Annotated in this window: 12 protein-coding genes; 11 read left to right on the forward strand and 1 reads right to left on the reverse strand. The window is 56.5% G+C overall.

The annotated features are described in order from the left end of the window. The first annotated feature begins 63 nt into the window (after positions 1-63). From ACX9GU_RS08695 to ACX9GU_RS08715, 5 genes are all read left to right on the forward strand, one after another. Positions 64-927 carry a DMT family transporter gene (locus tag ACX9GU_RS08695; RefSeq protein ID WP_473194474.1) on the forward strand — a complete coding sequence of 288 codons (864 nt, stop codon included), beginning with the start codon at positions 64-66 and terminating at the stop codon, positions 925-927. 139 nt (positions 928-1,066) lie between these two features. Then, positions 1,067-2,308: an MFS transporter gene (locus ACX9GU_RS08700; RefSeq protein ID WP_473194475.1), complete on the forward strand. Its 1,242-nt coding sequence runs from the start codon at positions 1,067-1,069 to the stop codon at positions 2,306-2,308. Positions 2,309-2,533: 225 nt separating this feature from the next. After that, a complete protein-coding gene (locus ACX9GU_RS08705) occupies positions 2,534-3,028 on the forward strand; it encodes a DUF1097 domain-containing protein (RefSeq protein ID WP_024485129.1) in 495 nt (164 codons plus the stop codon). A gap of 143 nt (positions 3,029-3,171) precedes the next feature. Continuing rightward, entirely contained in the window at positions 3,172-3,483 is a 312-nt protein-coding gene (gene elaB, locus ACX9GU_RS08710) for a stress response protein ElaB (protein WP_473194476.1), read from the forward strand. Between the two features lie 347 nt (positions 3,484-3,830). Then, positions 3,831-4,490, forward strand: a complete 660-nt coding sequence (locus ACX9GU_RS08715; protein ID WP_473194477.1) for a DUF1275 family protein — start codon at positions 3,831-3,833, stop codon at positions 4,488-4,490. A 115-nt stretch (positions 4,491-4,605) separates the two neighbouring features. Here ACX9GU_RS08715 and ACX9GU_RS08720 read toward each other — a convergent pair whose 3' ends face one another. Beyond that, a complete protein-coding gene (locus tag ACX9GU_RS08720) occupies positions 4,606-13,254 on the reverse strand; it encodes a glycoside hydrolase family 94 protein (RefSeq protein WP_473194478.1) in 8,649 nt (2,882 codons plus the stop codon). A 288-nt stretch (positions 13,255-13,542) separates the two neighbouring features. Between ACX9GU_RS08720 and menF the strand changes: the two genes are divergently transcribed. The 6 genes from menF to menE all read left to right on the forward strand — a co-directional run bounded on the left by menF (position 13,543) and on the right by menE (position 20,757). Then, positions 13,543-14,844, forward strand: coding sequence for an isochorismate synthase MenF (gene menF, locus ACX9GU_RS08725; protein ID WP_473194479.1), 1,302 nt, complete (start codon positions 13,543-13,545; stop codon positions 14,842-14,844). 257 nt (positions 14,845-15,101) lie between these two features. Beyond that, complete coding sequence (gene menD / locus ACX9GU_RS08730; RefSeq protein ID WP_473194480.1) at positions 15,102-16,775, forward strand: 2-succinyl-5-enolpyruvyl-6-hydroxy-3-cyclohexene-1-carboxylic-acid synthase; 1,674 nt, start codon at positions 15,102-15,104, stop codon at positions 16,773-16,775. Next, on the forward strand, positions 16,775-17,563 hold the full coding sequence (gene menH, locus ACX9GU_RS08735) for a 2-succinyl-6-hydroxy-2,4-cyclohexadiene-1-carboxylate synthase (RefSeq protein ID WP_059201279.1): 789 nt from the start codon (positions 16,775-16,777) through the stop codon (positions 17,561-17,563). The genes menD and menH overlap by 1 nt, the downstream gene beginning before the upstream one ends. Further along, positions 17,547-18,404, forward strand: a complete 858-nt coding sequence (gene menB, locus ACX9GU_RS08740; RefSeq protein ID WP_021805976.1) for a 1,4-dihydroxy-2-naphthoyl-CoA synthase — start codon at positions 17,547-17,549, stop codon at positions 18,402-18,404. Before menH ends, menB begins: the two co-directional genes overlap by 17 nt. After that, positions 18,404-19,387: an o-succinylbenzoate synthase gene (gene menC, locus ACX9GU_RS08745; protein ID WP_473194481.1), complete on the forward strand. Its 984-nt coding sequence runs from the start codon at positions 18,404-18,406 to the stop codon at positions 19,385-19,387. Before menB ends, menC begins: the two co-directional genes overlap by 1 nt. Continuing rightward, on the forward strand, positions 19,375-20,757 hold the full coding sequence (menE, locus tag ACX9GU_RS08750) for an o-succinylbenzoate--CoA ligase (protein ID WP_473194482.1): 1,383 nt from the start codon (positions 19,375-19,377) through the stop codon (positions 20,755-20,757). The genes menC and menE overlap by 13 nt, the downstream gene beginning before the upstream one ends. Positions 20,758-20,761: the final 4 nt, after the last annotated feature.

Here is a 20,761-nt window from a genome sequence, read left to right on the forward strand (position 1 = left end):
ACGGTGAAAACCGCCGCGTAAGAGATTATTTGCAGCCCGGCAGGGCTGCATTCTGGGGAAATCATGGTTGCTTTATGGATGGTCGCTGCCAGCGTGTTCTTCGCGCTGATGGGGGCCTGCATCAAACTGGCTTCGGCCAAGGTCGGTTTCTTCGATATTATTTTTTACCGTTCATTGATCAACGTGGCCATCGTGGCGGCGCTGATAAAAATCAAAAATATCGGTTTTCGTACCCGCCATCTTGGCTTGCACATGAAGCGCGCCGCGATTGGCAATGCGGCCATGTATTGCGGCTTCTATGCGCTGATCCATCTGCCTATTGCCACCGCAACTACGCTGGGCTATACCAATCCGATTTTCCAATCGGTGATCACCTTCGTCACGGCCAGAGGCCAACTGACCGGTAGGTTGCTGTTCTCGGTGCTGCTGGGCTTTGTGGGCATCCTGATCCTGTTGCGTCCAGATGTACCGAACGGGGAATATACTGCCACCTTGATTGGCCTGCTGTCTGGATTGCTGACGGCGCTGGCCTATTTCAACGTCGGCAAACTGGTGCGTACCGGCGAGCCTGAACTGCGTGTGGTGTTCTACTTCTCTCTGGTCGGTACCTTGTTCGGCGTGGTGATGAGTTCGATTGTCGGATTCGCGGTGTTGGATGCCACCAGCCTGCTGTATGTCTGCGCTATCGGCGTATTCGGCAGCCTGGGGCAGATCACCATGACCCGCGCCTATGGCGGTGGCAATGCGGTCACCGTCGGCATTCTTTCCTACAGCACAATCATTTTCTCCACGCTGCTCGGCTACCTGATTTTTGCCCAGACCCTGTCGTTTATCGCCGCGGTGGGCATGGTGCTGATCATCCTTTCCGGAGCGTTGGCTATTTTGCGCCGGGCACCCGCGAAGAAGGTAGCAACGGCTTCGGTGTAATTTTGCCGTTCTGGCCACCTGCAACAATGCATCATAGTGCTGCATTGTTGGTGGTTTTGGCGGTCTGCTCTGAACGCTATGATAAGCGCCTGATATTTTGCGGGTGAGGTGATTTGCCTGCGTATTTAGGGAGAAAATCATGACCGACGGTCTAGCCGTTGATAAAACCACGCGAGCCAACACGGCCTCTTCGCCTGGAGCCATTGTGCTGTTTCTGGCACTGGCATTGATGTCGGCACTGCTCAACAGCAGTGCGCCAACGCCGCTTTATCCCTTATACCAACAGCAACTGGCACTGACCTCGGTCAGCCTGACCCTGATCTATGGGGCTTATGCCGCTGGCGTACTGATTTCCCTGTTCGCCGTGGGCAACCTGGCTGGCAAGGTGAAGGATTTACGCAGCATGATCCTCCCGGCGCTGCTGGTGGTGTTGTTGGGAGCATTGCTTTTTGCCCTGGCTGATTCATTTTCCCTGATGCTGATGGCTCGCTTGCTGGCCGGGGTAGGCACGGGGGCGTTGACCGGAGCGGCAAATATTGCATTGGTTCGTTTTGGTCCTGCGGACGGTGGCAAGCAGGCGGCGCTAATTGCTACCCTGTCCTTTACTGCCGGGTTGGCATTGGGGCCGATTTTTAGCGGTATAGCCTTGCAGACCGGTTTTCATACCACCTCGATGCCGTTTGTGATCATCATGGCGGTGGCAACGATTGCCGCTTTGGGGATTATGCTGAGCTGGCCTGCGCGCGTGGTGGTCAAAGCTGGCGTCCGTTTGGCTGAGGATACTGGGGCAGGGGAAAATACCTTGGCCGCGGGCCTGCGCGCGACCGGGAGCCGATTTTTCGTATGTGCCGGCGCGCTGTTTGTCTGTTGGGCGCTGGCTGCCAGCATCCTGGCGATCGGCCCTAATGTGGCGGAAACGCTGTTGGGTATGCAGAACCGCAGCAGTTTCGGCTATGTGATTGCGGTCTACCTGCTGATTGCCGGGGCCAGCCAGATCCTGAGCCGTCAAATCAATGCGCGCCATTCGCTGATGTTTGGCTGCCTGGCACAGGCGTTAGCGGTGGTGGTATTTGCCGAAGCCATTCAGATCCATTCACTGGGGCTGGCCGCTGCGGGGATGGTCATTGCCGGTTATGCTTACGGAGCCATCTTTGTCGGCAGTGCGACGCTGGTTAACCTGATTTCACCCCAAGCCAGCCATGCACGCCTGATCTCACTGTTCTATGTGATTGCTTATGTTGCCAACTGGGTGCCCATTTTGCTTGGCAGTATCATCGACCATGCTAGTCTGCATCTGGCGGTAAACCTATTATTCCTGGTTACTGTCATCGTCTGCGTGGTGTTGGGGCTATGGGTTACGAAAGTGGGCTTCCCGCGCTGATCCTGGCTATTTGGCTGGTGGTCGCTCTTGTGATCACCGCCTTTATTCAATAATGTGGCTAGCGGTTTTTTCGCGTTGGATGATGAAAAAACGCCCTGTTTTTGTGATAAAAATCTCATTTTAATGATTTTAATGCATCAATTTGCACTTCTGATGTGATTTTTATCACATATGGCAGTCTGGTTTCGCGTAAACTAGGTGGATTATTTTTAGCGGATCAGGATTATGAACGTCATTTTTGCCATTGCGGTAACTACCGGTATTCTCTCCGGCGTATGGGGCTGGGTTGCCATCAGCCTTGGGCTAATCAGTTGGGCGGGCTTTCTTGGCTGCACGGCCTATTTTGCCTGCCCGCAAGGTGGCCTCAAAGGCCTGGCAATCAGCACACTGACCTGTTTGAGCGGCGTGTTCTGGGCGATGGTCATCATTCATGGCAGCGCGTTGGAACCCGCCTGGAGCATTCTGGGTTACCTGCTGACCGGCGTTGTCGCTTTCCTGATGTGCATTCAGGCCAAACAACAATGGTTAGGTTTTGTTCCCGGTACTTTTATCGGTGCCTGCGCCACCTTCGCCGGTGACGGCAACTGGCCATTGATCACGGCCTCACTGCTGGTCGGGCTATTGTTTGGCTACGCCATGAAAAACAGTGGCTTGTGGCTGGCCGCACGCCGTAAATCGCCCTCTGTAGCGCTGGCCGAACAAGCCTCCACCGACGCCTGAAAGGGCGTCAGTATCTTGCCTCGCCTCTTTTTTAATCAACATTCCGATGGCGTGTATCCAGGTCGTGTCCTACCATGGGACTACGACCAATGGTTGTTGATGGTTAAGCAACGTTGAATTTGTTAATAACGGAGAGCTTAAAGATGGCGATAAATCGAAACGAGAACCAAACGACGCTGGACGACGATCTGAGAATGCTGAGTGACACGCTGCAAGAAGTGTTGGATTACTCTGGCGATCGAGCCGATCAGGCTTATACGGATATCAAAACCCATGCCGAGCGGGCGCTAAAAGACATCAAGTCGCGTCTGGCAAATAGCTCAGAATGTTACTACGTGCGGGCGAAAGAGGTGGCATGTCGTGCTGATGACTATGTCCGTGACAAGCCTTGGCATAGCGTTGGCATTGGTGCCACGGTAGGTTTGGTGGTTGGGCTATTGCTGGCCCGCAAGTAATAGTTCAATAGGGTATCGAAGCTAAATAGTTGTTAGCGGCCCTGATTAAGTGCAAGAAACCGTAGCCAACAAGATACAGGCTACGGTTTCCAATGTTTTTTATCTGGTTTGTAACGACGGTAAAAGCAATTTGGCTAAAGTTATAACGGCCAGGGTGATAACAATAACTTATAACATTTATTACTGACTGCTTGTAAGGCTAATCTTATAAGTGGTTCTTGTTGTCGTACCGTTGATGATGGTGCCGATATAGTCATGAATTAATATTCCGCTTTCACTGCACAGCGTAACTGTGAAACGGTAACTCCTTTATTCGTTACGCCTGGGTTTTGTGAGTGTTTTTTATTATGAAAGTGTTTACTGGTTTTGAGCAGAGCGATCATATCCCCTTTTTCCTCTTGCTTACCTTCATTGGTGGGTTTGTTGATGCGAGTTCTTTCGTTATTTTTAAAGTCTTTACCGGTCACCTGACGGGCAACAGTGTTTTAAGTATGATTTACCTGGCCCAGATGGATTGGGGCATGCTATCGCTTTCAGTCATTTCGCTTGCAGGGTTCTTCATGGGAACACTTTCTGGGGCATGGGCTCGGATAAAGATCACGTCACCTTCACTGCATATGTATATGATCAGTTCTGTTTTCTTATTATTTTCCATCGTGTTCATACTCCATTTTTTCGTGCCATCATTCTTTTCAGTTAATTTGGCTATTTTGATGATCAGCATGTCTATGGGGATCATAAACGGTTATTTTAATAAAGCAGGTTCGGTCAGCATTCATACAACCTATGTTACCGGTATGACGACAACGTGCATCAATGCAATGTTAAGTAATTCTCCTGGAGCAGGGAAGAGTGTATTGTTTTTTGCGATAATTGCTTTTATGTTGGGAGCGTTATCCGGTGGTTATTTATCAGTGAATTACCAAATGGGCGGTTTCTCGTGTGTATTGATATTGCTTTTCGCCGCGGTGGTTTATAGCGCCAAATTTCGTCGTAACTGTGCTTAATAGCGTACTGCTTAAGCCTGAGGTGGTGGGGGCAGTTCAGGACGTGTATGCCTTATACAAAACGCCAAACATCCGTTTGGCGTTTTGTATGGCATTGCGACGATCAAAACAACTGCTAACTCCCCAGTATCACTTCCACTTGATGAGTTTTTGCCTCATCCATCAACGTGATCACCGCTTGTGGCTGCAACACACTATCAATAATCACCTGCGTTTCTCCTTCCCCTTGGCGTAGGGTGAAGTGATATTCGCTCTCCCCTTCACGGTAGGTTAGGGTGACCGGCGGCCAATCTGCCGGTAAGCGGGTGTGGATAGAAAGCGTATTGCCTTGGCGTTTTAGCCCCAGCAACGACTCGACGATCAACCGATACATCCAACCCGCCGAGCCGGTATACCAACTCCATCCTCCACGCCCAACGTGCGGGGCGACCGCGTAAATATCGGCCGTGGCGACATAAGGCTCGACCTTGTAGCGCTCCGCCGCGGTGCTATCCAGGCTATGGTTGATGGGGTTGATCAGCGCCATCAGTTCCCAGGCTCGCTCGATATTGCCCATCTCGGCAAACGCCATCACCGCCCATACCGCCCCGTGAGTGTATTGACCGCCGTTTTCCCGCACGCCGGGCAGGTAACCCCGGATGTAGCCAGGATTCGGGCCGTTGCCGTCAAAGGGTGGAGTCAGCAGTTTGATGATGCCGGCCTGGTCGTCCACCAGGTGCTTATCCAGAGATTGCATTGCCTGTGCGCTGCGATCTTTGTCACCCGCACCGGAAAGGATCGACCAGCTCTGGGCGATGGCATCAATGCGACACTCTGCCGCTTGGTGTGAACCCAGCGGTTCTCCGCTATCGAAGTAACCACGGCGATACCATTCGCCATCCCAGGCGTTGCTATGCAGGTTGGCGCGCAGTTTTTCTGCTTCCTCGCGGCACAGTTCTGCCAGCTCCAGATCGCCGCGGCGGGTGGCCAGTTTGCCGTAACGTTGCAGAATATAGAACAGGAAGAAGCCCAGCCAAACGCTCTCACCCCGGCCTTCCAACCCCACCATGTTCATGCCGTCGTTCCAGTCACCGGCACCCATTAGCGGCAAGCCATGCTCGCCAAAGGTCAGGCCATGCTTCAGCGCCCTGGCCCCGTGCAGATACAGGCTTTCCTGTTTTGAGCTGACACCCGGCTGTTCATAGGAAGACTCCTCACCTGGTGCCAGTATACGGGCCTCCAGATAACCCACCTGTTCTTCGAGGATCGATGAATCTTCGGTCGCGTCGAGGTAGTGGCAAATGGCCAGCGGCAGCCACAGGTAATCATCGGAGCAGCGGGTGCGCACCCCGTTGCCCTGCGGAGGATGCCACCAGTGCTGAACGTCGCCCTCAACAAACTGGCGCGAAGCACACAGCAGGATCTGCTCACGCATCCGTTCAGGCAAGGCATGCGTCAGGGCCAAGGTATCCTGGAGCTGATCGCGGAAGCCAAATGCGCCGCCGGATTGGTAATAACCGCTGCGTGCGTGAATGCGGCAGGAGAGGGTTTGATACAGCAACCAGCCGTTAGCCAGCAGGTTAACCGCTGGATGAGGCGTAGCGATCTGCACCTTGTTGAGGATTTTGTCCCAATGGGCATCGACCTGCTGCAATTCGTGCTGCAATGCCTCTTCGCTGAGATACTGGCGCAGCAGGGATTCGGCTTCGTCGGCATCTTGTCCCAGGCCAAGCGCAAACACAAAGCTGCGCTGATCGCCATCGATCATGCTGATGGCCGATTGCACCGCACCACAGGGATCCAACCCGGCACCGGTCTTGCCGGATAACCGCCGCAGCTTAAGTACGGCAGGAGCGGCCAACGAACCGTTACGGCCAATGAATTCCCGCCGATCGCCGGTGACTGAACAATGGACGCCGGTAACGCCGAAGAACGCAGTACGTGGCGATCCGCTGCTGGTGTAATGGTTGGTGGCGAGGATGCCACAGCCGCCAGGCGGTGTGGCTACGCGGGTGACCACGTGCATCGCCGATTTCTGGCGCAAATCACCGAGGATCAGTTCGGCATAGCCGGTAGTCGAAAGCTTACGCGTGCGGCCAGAAGTGTTGGTGAGCGTCAGCAGGAACAGTTTCACCGGGGCGTCTTTGGCAACCAGCATGGTCAACTGGCTGTCGATACCGCCTTCCCGGTGTTCAAATACGCTGTAACCAAAGCCGTGACGCGTCAGGTAATGACCGCGCCCACGGGCGGGCAGCGGCGTTGGTGACCAGACGTGGCCACTCTCTTCATCGCGCAGATAGAAAGCCTCGCCGCTGCGATCGCTGACCGGATCGTTATCCCAAGGCGTCAGGCGGTATTCATGCGCATTCTCATACCAGGTGTAGGCTTGGCCGCTTTCAGAGATCACCGAACCGAACATCGGGTTGGCGATAACGTTTGACCACGGGGCTGGCGTCACCTTGCTTTCGTTCATGGCGATCACATATTCGCTGCCATCCTCCGAGAACCCGCCAAACCCGTTGTAGAACTGGAGTTTGTCGATGATCGGCAACTGCGGCGAATGCAGATTACGCGGCAGGTTGGCCATGGTAGCCAGTTTGGAGGAGGCGGTTGGCGGCCCCAATGGCTGTTGCAGCGTTTGCGGCAGTTGCAACCGTTGGTTGAGTTGCTCCGTCAGGCCACCGCGGCGGTCATCCAGATAGATCCGCGCTACGCTCAGTAGCAAGGTGTGATCTTCCGGTGACATATGTTCACTGGAACGGACAAAGATCCCTCCGGGTTTGTCCGTCAGGGAAGACTCCATCCCGGCGGCGATCAGCCCCATGATCCGATTTTGCAGATCTTGCCGGTAACCACCGGAATCCTCATTGAGGATCACCAGATCGACCTGTAATCCTTTCAACCGCCAGTAGTTGTGCGCCTGAATGAGCTGTTGCACCAGCCCGATATTCTCACTGTCTGTAACGGATAGCAGCACGATCGGCAGATCGCCGGAAATCGAATAGCCCCACAGGCCGGACTGCCCGCGGCGGTTATTGATGATTTCATTGCTGGCGGCACGCATTTCCTGCGCCGGGAACACCACCGCGCTGGCAAGGCGATTAAACAGATTGGCGTCTTCTTCGTTAGCGTTCAACTGACGCAACACCACCTGGCTGTGCGACCAGGCGAGTTCGAAAATACGGTCGGCCATATGGCGGTCGCGGTACTTCTCCAACATCGCCAGGCTGCTGGCGCGGTCTTCACACACGCCGTAGAAGATATCCAGCGTCAGCGGCACGTTGGGTTCCAGCCGGATCCGCTGACGGATGGCGATGATCGGATCGATCACCGGCCCGGCGCTGTTGGTCAGGGGTTGATTCTGATATAGCGCCTGCGGGTTGGCTGCCGTGCGGCCACGGCCGATAAACTTGGCCCGGTCGGTTTCAAAGGAGGTTTTGCTGCTGGCACCCTGGACCGACATCATATGTAGCAACCACGGCGATTTTTCTTTCGGCTCACGCGGACGGCGATGGCACAGAATGGCATCCTGTTCCGGTAACAGCTCGGTTTGGACAAACAGATTGCTGAACGCCGGGTGGGCCAAATCGTTGCTGGCCGGGGCCAGCACCACTTCGGCATAGCTGGTGATCTCAATGGTCCGCGGCTGTTTGCCCCGGTTCACCAAGGTTAAGCGCCGCAGTTCGATGTCGTCCTCAGGGGAGATCACCACCTGGGTTTTCACCGACAGCAACCCCTGCTTGCGTTGGAATTCCGCCCCGGCATCGTTGAAGACGGCGCGATAGCCGCCTTTCTCGGTTTCGCCGGTAGGGTGCCAGGTATTGCTCCACACCTCGCCGGTTTGCGGATCGCGCAGGTAGCAGAACGCCCCCCAGTTATCGCAGGTGGCATCCTCACGCCAGCGGGTCAGCGCCAGATTCTGCCAGCGGCTGTAGCTGCCGCCGGTTTGGGTGATCATCAGATGGTAGTTGGCATTCGACAGCAACTGGACTTCCGGGATCGGCGAATCCACTCGGGTGAACTCACGCGCGGCGAAGCTGGCCGGTTTAATCGCGCCTTCATGGGTTTCGAAGTGGCGGCGGGTACTGTACAGCTCAACCGCATCAGGCACCCGTTCTTGCAACAGCAAACGGGTCGACTGGAAGGCGGGGTAACTGGCAAAGCGTTTCACCATCGGCGCATCCAGCAGCAGGTGTGACAACGCCAGGAAGCTCATGCCTTGGTGGTGAGCCATATAGGAGCGAACAATCACATACAGTTGGCCACGGCTGAGGCGCGACGTGGTGTAGTCCAGAGCTTCATAGAAACCATAACGTCCCTTGGCACCGTTTTTTTCCAGTTCCACCAGGTTGCTACAGGCACTGTCCGGATCGACAATCAGCGCCATCATGGTGGCGTAAGGGGCGATGACCATATCGTCACCCAGCCCACGCCGCAGCCCTAACCCCGGCACACCAAAGGCGTGATACTGGTAGTTTTGCAAAGCGTCAAAGCCGAAGTAACCGGACTCGGAAATTCCCCACGGTACCCCGCGCTCCTTACCCCAGGCAATTTGCCGCTCGACTGCAGAGCGGCACATTTGCACCAGCAGCGTATCGGGATAGGCAGGCATCACCAGTTGCGGCATCAGGTATTCAAACATTGAGCCGCTCCAGGACATCAGCGCTGGCTCCTTGTCGATCACCGTAAACAGCCTGCCTAACGCAAACCAGCTGCGCTGTGGAATTTGGTTGGTGGCAATGGCGACATAGTTGGTCAGGCGGATTTCCGAGGCGAGCAGATCGTATTTACCACTGTCGGCACGGTTTTGATCGCAGTTGAAACCGACGGTCAGCAAATGGGTGGCTTCGTCATACAGGAAGCTGAAGTCCATTTGCGCCATTGCTGTCAGGCGTTGTGCCAGCTGTGCCAACTGTTCTAGGCGTTCCCCTGCCAACTGCTGCACGGCATCCAACTGCGTTTGCTGTTCAGTCGACAGCGTCAGCCGTTTAGGTGGGTTGGCCAGCCAATGCAAGCCAGGGATTTGTTCCAGCTCCGGCATGCTGTCGCTCAGCCAGCTAAACCATAATGCCCATTCGGCGCACAGTTCGTTGAGCTGCTGATGCAGGTTGCCGGCCCAGCGTTTGACCTCGTCACCCTGTTGCAGAGCGGGTTCCTGCAATCCATTACAGTGGTTACGCATTTCATTGAGTTCAGCCTGAAGTGCGGCCGGATGGGCGTTCTGCGCCTGTTCCCAGTGTTTGCGCAGTTTGGTTAATCCTTTCGGTGCGGCGTTACCCCAGTGTTGCTCAAGTATCAGCAACGTATCTTCCACTCCGGCCAGAATGCGGGTTGGATCGATAACTGGCTGCATGGCCAACCCTGGCAGGCCCGCACTCAGGGTTAGCAGATGGCCCGCGAAATTACCGCTGTCTACGCTGGAAACATAACGTGGATTCAGAGGCTCCAGGGTGCGGGTGTCGTACCAGTTGTACAGGTGACCGCGATAATGCTCCATGCGATCGAGCGTATTCAACGTCAGGGTAATACGCTGCAAGGCTGAACTGAGGGTGATATAGCCGAAGTCATAGGCGGTAAGATCGGCCAACAGCGCCAGCCCGATATTGGTGGGTGACGTGCGGTGCGCCACCACTGGCTCTGGAATTTCCTGGTAGTTATCCGGCGGCAGCCAGTTTTCCTGCTGGTTGACAAAGGTGGCGAAAAACTCCCAGGTTTCGCGGCTGCTCTGGCGCAGGAAACGGCGCTGGCGATCGTCGATGGCCGTTTTGCTGCGCTGTGGCTCCAGGCTGAGCGAATAAAGCAGATACGGCGACAGGATCCACAAGGCGGCTAATGGGATAGCGGCTAACAGCGCTACCGGGCTGGAAAAAGCGGCCAATAGCAACAGTGCAACACCTGCCAACGGGTTGATCCACAGGTTACGATAAAAATTCGCCAGCGTGACGGTCAGGTGGTGTTTGGATTGGTCGAAGCTGGTCCACTCTTGCAGATTGCGTTTGCTGATCAACAGACGCCACAGGGTGATACCAATGGCCTTCAGGCTGAACCAGGCTTCATGAGGTAGCTCGGCCAGACGCAGGCCAATCTGACACAGCCGATGCAGTGAACCCTTCAGTGCCAACTGCAAGTGCTGAATAACAGGCCGACGCGGGGGCTTACGCACCACATCCTGCAACAGCGCCAGCAGCGTGGGCAGCAGCAGAATAATGGCGAACACCGCCAACCAGTATGGGGTATCCGGTAGCCAGGTTAAGCCAAAGAACAGCAGCAACAGGAAGCAGGGGGCTACCAGGCTGCGGCGTAGGTTATCGAACAGCTTCCAGCGCGACAGGGGGCTTAATGGGTTAGCGGCCCGCGAACCGTCTTCGGTGATGACTCGGGGCAACAGCCAGTTGAATAGCTGCCAATCGCCGCGGATCCAGCGAGTACGGCGGGCAACATCGACCAGATAGTTGCTTGGATACTGCTCATAGAGCAAGACGTCGCTCAATAAACCGGAACGGGCATAGCAGCCTTCCAGCAGATCGTGGCTTAACACCAGGTTTTCCGGGCAGGTGCCCTTCAGGCTGTGGGAGAAGACGTCAACATCATAAATCCCTTTGCCGATAAACGAGCCTTCGCCAAACAGATCCTGATAGATATCTGAAGCCATCTGGGTATAAGGATCGTTGCCCGGCGTGCTGCTGCACAGGGCAGCATAACGGCTCTGGCCATAAGCGGGGATCTCTTCGGCCATGCGGGGTTGCAGGATGGCATAACCCTCCACCACCCGCTGCAATTTGGCATCATACTGGGGTTGATTCAGGGGATGGGCCATGGCGGCGATCAGCCGGTGTGCGGTTTCACGCGGTAGCACGGTATCGCTGTCCAGGGTGATCACGTATTTGACGTTTTTCAGCACCTCCAGCCCTTGGCCAATCTGAGTGGTAAACGCATTGCCACGGTTGCGCAGCCAATCGTTCAGCGCGTTCAACTTGCCACGTTTACGCTCCAGCCCCATCCAGCTCTGCTGTTTTTCATTCCACTGGCGATCTCGATGGAACAGGAAAAAGTGGCTTGGCCCTTCACAGGCATACTGCGCATTGAGCTCGTTCATCTTTTGGCTGGCATAGGCCAGCAGTTCGGCATCGTCGGGGTGTTGTTGCCGAGACGAGTCATTAAAGTCGGTGAGCAGGGCAAAATGCAGGTGCTTCATGGCATTGCCCAGATAACAAACTTCGAGCGTGTTGATCAACTCGTCAATGCCGGGCTTGCTGCTTATCAGCGTGGGAATGGCAACCAGAGTGCGGAACTCTGCCGGGATACCACAGGAAAAATCCAGTCTTGGCAGCGGCTGCGGAGAGCGGCTGCGAGTGGTGACTTCACTGAGCAGGCTAATGACGAACTGAGCGAGCACCATCCCCAATGGGAACAGCAAGATCAACAATCCCCAGGTGAGCCCGGTTTGGTGGGCATGGCGTAACAGCAAGGCCCAGCAGGCCGTCGTGAGCAGGCTGATGCTGCCCAGCCAGGAGAGCAGTGGGGATTGGCTGAGCGCCTGACGGATGCGCGTAATACGGCTAAGCCGAACGTCGAGCTGTTGCTCTAACTGCGTGCGACCATGGTCAATCAGGTAATAGCCGATGTGATGAGTACGTGGATCGTTGCGGGGATCTTCGGCGGCGATCCGTGCCATATTCAGAGCGTGTTGTGCTACTTCCACCTCATTGTGAGAACAGTGGCGGGCCAGCCTCTCGATCACATGACGATAATTGTCCCGGGTATCGAAATGCATTAAAGGATAAACCCCGGTGGGGTCTTCGCGCAGCGTCTGATCGACCTTGCTCATGGTCTCAACAAATTCTGCCCAATCCATTTCACTCAGTTGCCGCAGGCCAGCGATACTGTTGCTGACGGAAAGCTGGCTGACGGCCAGTTGCTGGTTGAAACGATGGATAAGCTCATCGGAAGTCAGGCTGACTTCGGCCAGGCGTTGCTCAACCCAGGTCAGAGGTAGAGCCAGCATGGTGCCGTGCCCCTGCAGACGACGAACCAGTTCCGCCACGAAGGCGCTGGTGCGGGGCGGGTTGGAGCGCGCCATATCGGCAATCACAATGATCAGGTTGGCTGGATCATTTTCCGCCGACTCCAGCATTTTGGTCACCCAACTATCGGCCAGGCTGCGTTCTTCCTGTGCCTGAGCCACTTCTACCGCTACGCGGCGCAGGTTTTCAATGAGTGCCAGCCTCAGCATGCCCGGCAGCGCCCAAAGCTCGCCCAGGGTCAGATTAGCCTCTTTTTGGTAGGCGGCAATATAGCGCGTCAGGCTCTCGGCATCCCATCGCCCGTCGCCATGAGCAATGGCTTCGGTGGCGATATCGAAAATTCGTGGGCAATTGTGCGGGGCGGTTAATTGCGGCAGTCCGCGACCGAAGGTTTTCGGCAGATGGTGCCGGACGACGCGGATCTGCTCCTCGATAAGATAAAAGTTATCCAGCAGCCAGTCGCCCGCCGGGGTCATGCTGTTTTTCTTGTCGTTGCTCAACCTGCGGCAACTGTCCGTTAATACCTGCTCGTTGTTATCGAGACGTTTGAGCAAATAGTAGGGCGTTTTATGGGTTGCCAGCTTATGGGAGCGTGCCAGGCGCTGGCCATAGCGTTCCATTTGGTCGACCGAAAACAGCTCTGCCTTGATGTTGCTGGCGGGAGGGGTTTCGGCCGTGGCTCGGTTATGCCGTAAGGGCAACCGAGCCACTTTGGGGCGTCGGCGCTGCTTCTTTAACCAATTGATAAGTATTTCTTTCACGCAAAAAGCTCCTTACATCTGACCCAAAGGACAGCGGGTTAATACCGTTGGGAGGCTGTGAACATCTTGATTTAACTATCGATTTGATATGACAAGATTTCACTGCGGCAGGAACATGACTTCTAAGTATAGTTCCGCCGCGCGCGTGTGGTTGTTTTTTAATCTTAAACTTCAATTTTAATAAATAATTAGCGACGGAAGGTATGGGTTAATAGACGCTATTTTTCCGCCCGTGAGGGTTGATTTACCGTATAATTCCCCACATAGCGTTTGGTTAATGAGGTGGCAGTGGAACAACTTTCGGGATTGCTGCGGCGGCTACGTCAGCAGCTTGGGCACGACTTTCCCCGTGAAGCCGGATTTCGGCAACTAACTCTGGTGGTTCCCGGCCATCTGAGCGATGTGCTGCTGGAGTGGCTGGCGGCGCAGGTGCTGTTCCCTCAATTCTACTGGCGTCATCGCGAAGGGCGGCAGGAGGCGGCGGTGTGCGGCGCTTTGCGGCATTTTTCACAGCCTTCAATGGCGCAGGCATTCGTGAATGCCTATCCTGCGGCCCGTTTATGGGGGCTGACTGCCTTTGACGGTGACGCCCAACTGTTTTTGCCGCGTCTGGAAATTCTCAACCGCCAAGGCAAGTGTGAATTGACGCTAAACCTGTTTTCTGACGAGGCATTGAGTGGTGACGCCCAAGCGGCGCTTGCCTGGCTTGAAAATCTGCTGGTAATCAAACCGATCGAGAATTTACAGGTGAAAGTGCTGTCGGTGCAGCATCAGCCGGAACGTTCCGGGTGGGAAATCATGCTGCGCGATGCGCTGAAGGCGATAAATCGGCAGCAGATGGATAAGGTGGTTTTGGCGCGCAGCTCGGTGTTGACGCTGGAGAGTCCGTTGTTTGCCCCTGCGATGATGGCCGCCAGCCGCAGGGTGAATCACCAATGCTACCACTTTATGCTGCGCTTTGATGCACATTCCGCATTTCTTGGCTCCAGCCCGGAAAGATTGTACCTGCGGGAGGGAAAACATTTGCTGACCGAAGCGTTGGCGGGGACGGTTGCCAACCATCCCGATGAGCGGCAAGCCCAGGCACTGGCCCAATGGTTGCTGCAAGACGGCAAGAACCAACAGGAAAACCTGCTGGTGGTTGATGATATCTGCCAGCGTTTGCAAGGCGGTGCCAGAGCGGTCGATGTGTTGCCACCAGAAGTGGTGCGGTTGCGCAAGGTACAGCATCTGCGGCGGCGTATTGAAGGGCAACTGAACCAGGATGATGATGCCGATTGCCTGCAACGGCTGCAACCGACGGCTGCGGTCGCCGGGCTGCCGCGCCAGGCCTCGCTAGAGTTTATCCGCCAGCATGAGCCTTTTTCCCGCGGTTGGTATGCAGGCTCTGCGGGTTATCTTTCTGCGTCACAGGCGGAGTTCTGCGTTGCGCTGCGTTCCTGCCAGATCGAGGATGCTCGGGTTGAGCTGTATGCCGGGGCGGGGATTGTGGCCGGTTCCGATCCGGCGCAGGAGTGGCAAGAGATCGAAAACAAGGCGGCGGGCTTGCGCACGCTGTTGCAGTCAGAACATTCTGGGCAGGCACATTGAGCAGGCCGATCTTCGTGTGTAAACTTGTTGTGTTTTATATGTTTCTTTTTTGTTCTCTTTCGGGGCGCTATTTGGCATTGATGGGTCGAAATTGATTTATTGCAGGCCACCTGCCACAGGGAAATACGGCGTTTTTGCGCCAGCGCAAAAGCCGTAAAGATAATTACTTATATAATTCAGAGTTATGATCCCCGGTTCGCTACCTCGTTTGGGTAGGCTTCGGCGCGTAACCTCTGTTTACTACTGATGAGCGAAATATGTCGACAAGTGTTTTTAATCGCCGGTGGGCGGCGTTGTTGCTGGAAACGCTGGTCCGCCATGGAGTGCGGCATGTCTGTATCGCTCCGGGATCGCGCTCAACGCCTCTGACTCTGGCCGCTGCCGCGAACCGCGCTTTTGTCTGTCATACTCATTTCGATGAGCGGGGCTTGGGCCATTTAGCCTTGGGCCTGGCAAAGGCCACGCGTGAGCCGGTGGCGGTGATCGTCACCTCGGGTACCGCGGCAGCAAATCTTTATCCTGCCCTGATCGAAGCCGGGCTAACCGGGGAGCGGCTGGTGTTTCTCACCGCCGATCGTCCGCCGGAGTTGATTAACTGCGGTGCCAATCAGGCGATCCGCCAAAACGGCCTCTACTCGAGCCACCCTACCTTGAACATCGATCTGCCACGCCCAAGCCCGGATATTCCGGCTCGCTGGCTGGTGTCTACCCTGGACAGCGCGATGGCGCGTCTGCGGCACGGTGCCCTGCATATCAACTGCCCGTTTGCGGAGCCGTTATATGGCGGAGATGAGCAGCAGTATGAGCAGTGGTCGGCAGAATTGGGGGACTGGTGGCAGGATACGCACCCTTGGCTGCGTGAAATGGATCCCCATCAGGTTATCAAGCAGCCGGACTGGTTTTTCTGGCGGCAGAAGCGCGGCGTGATTATCGCTGGCAGGATGGGGGCGGAAGAGGGCGTGCAACTGGCCGAATGGGCGGGCATGCTCGGTTGGCCGCTGATCGGCGATGCCCTTTCGCAAACGGGGCAACCGCTGCCCTGTGCCGATTTATGGTTGGCTAATCCACAGGCCCGCGATCTATTGGCCAGTGCGCAGGTAGTGGTGCAGTTTGGCAGCAGCCTGACGGGCAAACGCCTGCTACAGTGGCAGGAGCGCTGCCAGCCGGAGGAGTTCTGGCTGATCGACGATCTGCCTGGGCGTCTCGATCCTGCGCATCATCGTGGCCGCCGTATTCGTTCTACCGTTGGTGAGTGGCTCGATCTGCATCCGGCGCAACCTCGCTCACCTTGGGCTGGCGATCTGTCCGCGTTGGCGGATGATGCCCTCGATGCGACGTCGCAATACCTGGTTAACCGGTTTGGTGAGGCGCAACTGGCCCATCGCCTGCCTGAACTATTGCCGGAGAACGGCCAGCTGTTTCTCGGCAATAGCCTGATTGTGCGCCTGATTGATGCCTTAACCCAGTTGCCTGCCGGTTATCCGGTGTTCAGCAACCGCGGGGCCAGCGGTATCGACGGCCTAATCTCCACCGCTGCTGGGGTTCAGCGCGCCACAGCCAAGCCGACGTTGGCTGTGGTAGGCGATCTCTCCGCGCTATACGATTTGAACGCTCTGGCACTGTTGCGCCAATGTTCGGCGCCCACGGTGCTGATCGTGGTGAACAACAATGGCGGGCAGATTTTCTCGCTGTTGCCAACGCCGGAACCTGAGCGCCAGCGGTTTTACTGTATGCCGCAGGATGTGGAGTTCAGCCAGGCGGCAGCCATGTTCCAGCTTGATTATGCTTGCCCGAAAAACTGGGGGCAGTTGCAGCAGGCAGTGGAAAAAGCCTGGCGTCACAGCGGAGCCACGCTGATTGAGTTGCAGGTGCCGCCGAGCGATGGCGCAGAAACCTTGCAACATCTGGTACAAAAAATGGGGGCAAACTGATGCTGGCTTCCCGCGTGCTACAACAAGGCGAAAGCCAACGCCCATGGTTGATCTGGCTGCATGGTCTGCTAGGGAACAACAATGAGTGGCGGGTGATCGCCTCGCGTTGCGAACAGTGGCCCTCGCTGGCGATTGATTTACCCGGCCATGGCGATTCTGCCGATCAATCCTGCCTGGACTTTGCCGACGTCAGCAGGCAAATCACCGCCACGCTGCAGCAGCATAATATTGAGCGTTACTGGCTGGTGGGCTATTCACTCGGTGGGCGCATTGCCATGTACCACGCTTGCTGCGGAGAAGCGCAAGGGCTACAAGGTATTGTGATCGAAGGCGGTAATCCTGGATTGGAGAACGAGGATTTACGTGCCCAGCGGCGTGCCCATGATGCCGCCTGGGCGAAGCGTTTCCGCACCGAACGGATCAAAACGGTATTGGCCGACTGGTATCTCCAACCGGTCTTTGCCAACCTCAGCCCGATACACCGCGAGGCGCTGATCGCCGCCCGTGCTGACAACCATGGCCCGGCCATTGCCGATATGCTGGAGGCGACGTCTCTCGGGCGGCAACCTTGGCTGGTGCCACAATTACAACAGTTGGCACTGCCAGTGATGGTGTTATGCGGTGCCGACGATCACAAGTTTCAGGCGTTGGCGCGTGATGCCGGTTTGCCGTTGCAAACCGTGCCAGAGGCGGGTCATAACGCTCATCTGGCCAATCCGGCAGATTTTGCCGCCGCGCTCGATGCATTTCTTGCTAAAAAAGGAACCAAACATGCTGTATCCCAATGAAGAACAACTGTACGCCGCGATCGATTGGCAGGACTGCTCGGGTGATTTCGAAGACATCCTGTATCACAAGTCCAGCGATGGCATTGCCAAAATCACCATCAACCGCCCGCAGGTGCGTAACGCCTTCCGCCCGCACACGGTGAAGGAAATGATCGAGGCGATGTCAAACGCGCGCTATGACGACGGTATCGGCACCATCATTCTTACCGGTGCCGGGGATAAAGCCTTCTGCTCCGGTGGCGATCAGAAAGTGCGCGGTGACTACGGTGGCTATCGTGATGACAGCGGCGTGCACCACCTGAACGTGCTGGACTTCCAACGCCAGATCCGCACCTGCCCTAAACCGGTAGTGGCGATGGTGGCCGGATACTCCATCGGCGGCGGTCACGTGCTGCATATGATGTGCGATCTGACCATCGCGGCTGATAACGCCATCTTTGGCCAGACCGGGCCGAAAGTCGGTTCCTTTGACGGCGGCTGGGGCGCTTCCTACATGGCGCGCATCGTTGGTCAGAAGAAGGCCCGTGAGATCTGGTTCCTGTGTCGTCAATACGACGCCGCTGCGGCGCTGGATATGGGCCTGGTGAATACCGTGGTGCCCTTGGCCGATCTGGAAAAAGAAACCGTGCGCTGGTGCCGTGAAATGTTGCAGAACAGCCCAATGGCCCTACGCTGCCTGAAAGCCGCACTGAACGCCGACTGCGATGGTCAGGCCGGGCTGCAAGAGCTGGCGGGTAACGCCACCATGTTGTTCTATATGACCGATGAAGGTCAGGAAGGGCGCAACGCATTTATCGAAAAACGCCAGCCTGACTTCAGCAAATTCAAGCGTAACCCGTAATGACGGCACTAACCCGTGTTGCTGCGATCTATCGCTATAGCCTGCCGATGGAGGCGGGCGTGGTGCTGCGCAACCAGCGGCTGAAAACCCGAGATGGCTTGCTGATCCACCTGCAACAGGATGGGCAGCAAGGATGGGGGGAAATTGCCCCCTTACCGGAGTTCAGCCAAGAGACACTCGACCAGGCGCAGCAGGCTACCTTGGCCTGGGTGCAGGCATGGGGTGCGGGTGAACTGCCTGCGCAGAGCGAGTGGCCATCGGTGGCCTTCGGCACCAGCTGTGCTCTGGCGGAAATGGCCGGGCAGTTGCCAACGCAGGCAGACTACCGCAAGGCACCGCTGTGCACTGGCGATCCGGACGAGCTGTTTGACCTGTTGGCCGCGCTGCCGGGGGAGAAAGTGGCCAAGGTGAAGGTGGGGATGTATGAGGCGGTGCGGGATGGCATGGTCGTCAATGTCCTGTTGGAAGCCTTACCTGACCTCAAGCTAAGGCTCGATGCCAACCGCAGTTGGAGCCGGGCCAAAGCGGACGGCTTTGCCAAATACGTTAACCCAGCGTGGCGCGATCGCATCGCGTTTCTGGAAGAGCCCTGCAAAACCCGTGACGAATCCCGTGAGTTTGCCCAGGCAACCGGTATTGCCATCGCCTGGGATGAAAGCGTGCGTGAAGCCGATTTTGTCGTACAGGCCGAGCCGGGCGTGGTAGCGATAGTGATCAAGCCGACCTTGGTGGGGAGCCTGGCCCGCTGTCGTGAACTGGTCATGCAGGCGCATCAGGCCGGATTGGTGGCGGTGATCAGTTCCAGCATTGAGTCCAGTCTGGGGTTGACGCAGCTGGCGCGCATTGCGCATTGGCTGACGCCGCAAACGGTGCCAGGTCTGGATACGTTGAACCTGATGCAGGCCCAGTTGATACGCAACTGGCCAGAGAGCACCTTGCCGTTATTGGGCATTGATACCTTGGAGTGTGTATGGCGCAGTTGAGTGATTGGCCGTGGCGGCATTGGGCCAAACAGCGCCCGCAGGCGACCGCGGTGATCTTTGAACAACAGCCGGTCAGTTGGCTGATGTTACAACGGCAGGTAGAAGTGCTGGCTGCCGACTTTCAGCGCCAGGGCGTGTTACCCGGTAGCGGCGTGCTGCTGTGTGGGAAAAACAGCTATCCGCTGCTGTTGGCCTATCTGGCGCTCTTGCAGTGTGGTGCGCGCCTGCTGCCGCTCAATCCGACGCTGCCTGCGCCGATGCTGGCGGTTTTGCTGCCGGATCTGGATATCGACTTTGCTTTCAGCCCGGATGGCTTACCTGAGTTGCCCTCTGGCGCGATCGTCTTGTCGCCGCCGGGCGTTGATGAGTGCCACTTGCAGCTGCTGCCGTGGGATGAACAAAGACTGGCAACGTTGACGCTGACTTCCGGCTCCAGCGGCTTGCCAAAAGCCGCCGCCCATAGCTATGCCGGCCACCTTGCCAGTGCCGATGGCGTGTTGCAACTGCTGGAGTTTCAGCCGCAGGATAGCTGGCTGCTCTCGTTGCCGCTGTTTCACGTGTCTGGTCAGGGTATTATCTGGCGCTGGCTGGCGGTGGGTGCACAGCTTGTGGTGCGTGAAATGCAACCCTTGGCCGATGCGCTGGCGGGATGCACCCATGCTTCGCTGGTGCCCACTCAACTTTGGCGCCTGCTGTCTGAACCGATGGCCAAGCATGCGCTAAAAGAAGTGTTGCTCGGCGGGGCGATGATCCCGGTGTCACTCACCCAGCAGGCCGAGGCGGTAGGGATCCACTGCTGGTGCGGTTATGGTTTGACGGAGCTGGCTTCAACGGTTTGCGCCAAGCGTGCCGACGAGCTGCCCGGCGTTGGGGCACCTTTACCAGGCCGTGAAATACGCCTGGTGGATCAGGAAGTCTGGATCCGCTCCACCAGCCTGGCGCTGGGTTATTGGCTGCGGGGCGAGCTAGTGCCCATTACCGACGATCAAGGATGGTTCCATACCCGCGATCGTGGCGCGATGGAGCAGGGGGAACTGCGTATTATTGGCCGGCTGGATAACCTGTTCTTCAGCGGCGGGGAAGGCGTTCAGCCGGAAGATGTGGAACGTGTTTTTGCCGCGCATCCACAGGTTTTGCAGGTGTTTATCGTGCCGATTGATGATGCAGAGTTTGGCCAACGACCGGTAGCGGTGGTCGATCTGGAAGGCGAGTTGACGCTGGAAGGGTTAATGCTTTGGGCGCAGGACCGGCTGGCGAACTTCCAGCGGCCGATTGCCGCATTGGCGTTGCCCGACGAGCTAAAAAACGGCGGCATCAAGATTTCGCGCCGTCGTCTACAACAGTGGGCAAGTAGCCAACTGCAGGCATAACCTG

The organism is Serratia sp. K1WW1 (assembly GCF_055790865.1).

Excerpts from the sequence above, each read along its gene's own strand:
- menH (WP_059201279.1), top strand. The coding sequence starts at position 16,775 with ATGCTGGCTTCCCGCGTGCTACAACAAGGCGAAAGCCAACGCCCATGG.
- ACX9GU_RS08700 (WP_473194475.1), top strand. The coding sequence starts at position 1,067 with ATGACCGACGGTCTAGCCGTTGATAAAACCACGCGAGCCAACACGGCC.
- menD (WP_473194480.1), top strand. The coding sequence starts at position 15,102 with ATGTCGACAAGTGTTTTTAATCGCCGGTGGGCGGCGTTGTTGCTGGAA.
- menB (WP_021805976.1), top strand. The coding sequence starts at position 17,547 with ATGCTGTATCCCAATGAAGAACAACTGTACGCCGCGATCGATTGGCAG.
- menE (WP_473194482.1), top strand. The coding sequence starts at position 19,375 with ATGGCGCAGTTGAGTGATTGGCCGTGGCGGCATTGGGCCAAACAGCGC.
- ACX9GU_RS08695 (WP_473194474.1), top strand. The coding sequence starts at position 64 with ATGGTTGCTTTATGGATGGTCGCTGCCAGCGTGTTCTTCGCGCTGATG.
- elaB (WP_473194476.1), top strand. The coding sequence starts at position 3,172 with ATGGCGATAAATCGAAACGAGAACCAAACGACGCTGGACGACGATCTG.
- menC (WP_473194481.1), top strand. The coding sequence starts at position 18,404 with ATGACGGCACTAACCCGTGTTGCTGCGATCTATCGCTATAGCCTGCCG.
- ACX9GU_RS08715 (WP_473194477.1), top strand. The coding sequence starts at position 3,831 with ATGAAAGTGTTTACTGGTTTTGAGCAGAGCGATCATATCCCCTTTTTC.
- ACX9GU_RS08705 (WP_024485129.1), top strand. The coding sequence starts at position 2,534 with ATGAACGTCATTTTTGCCATTGCGGTAACTACCGGTATTCTCTCCGGC.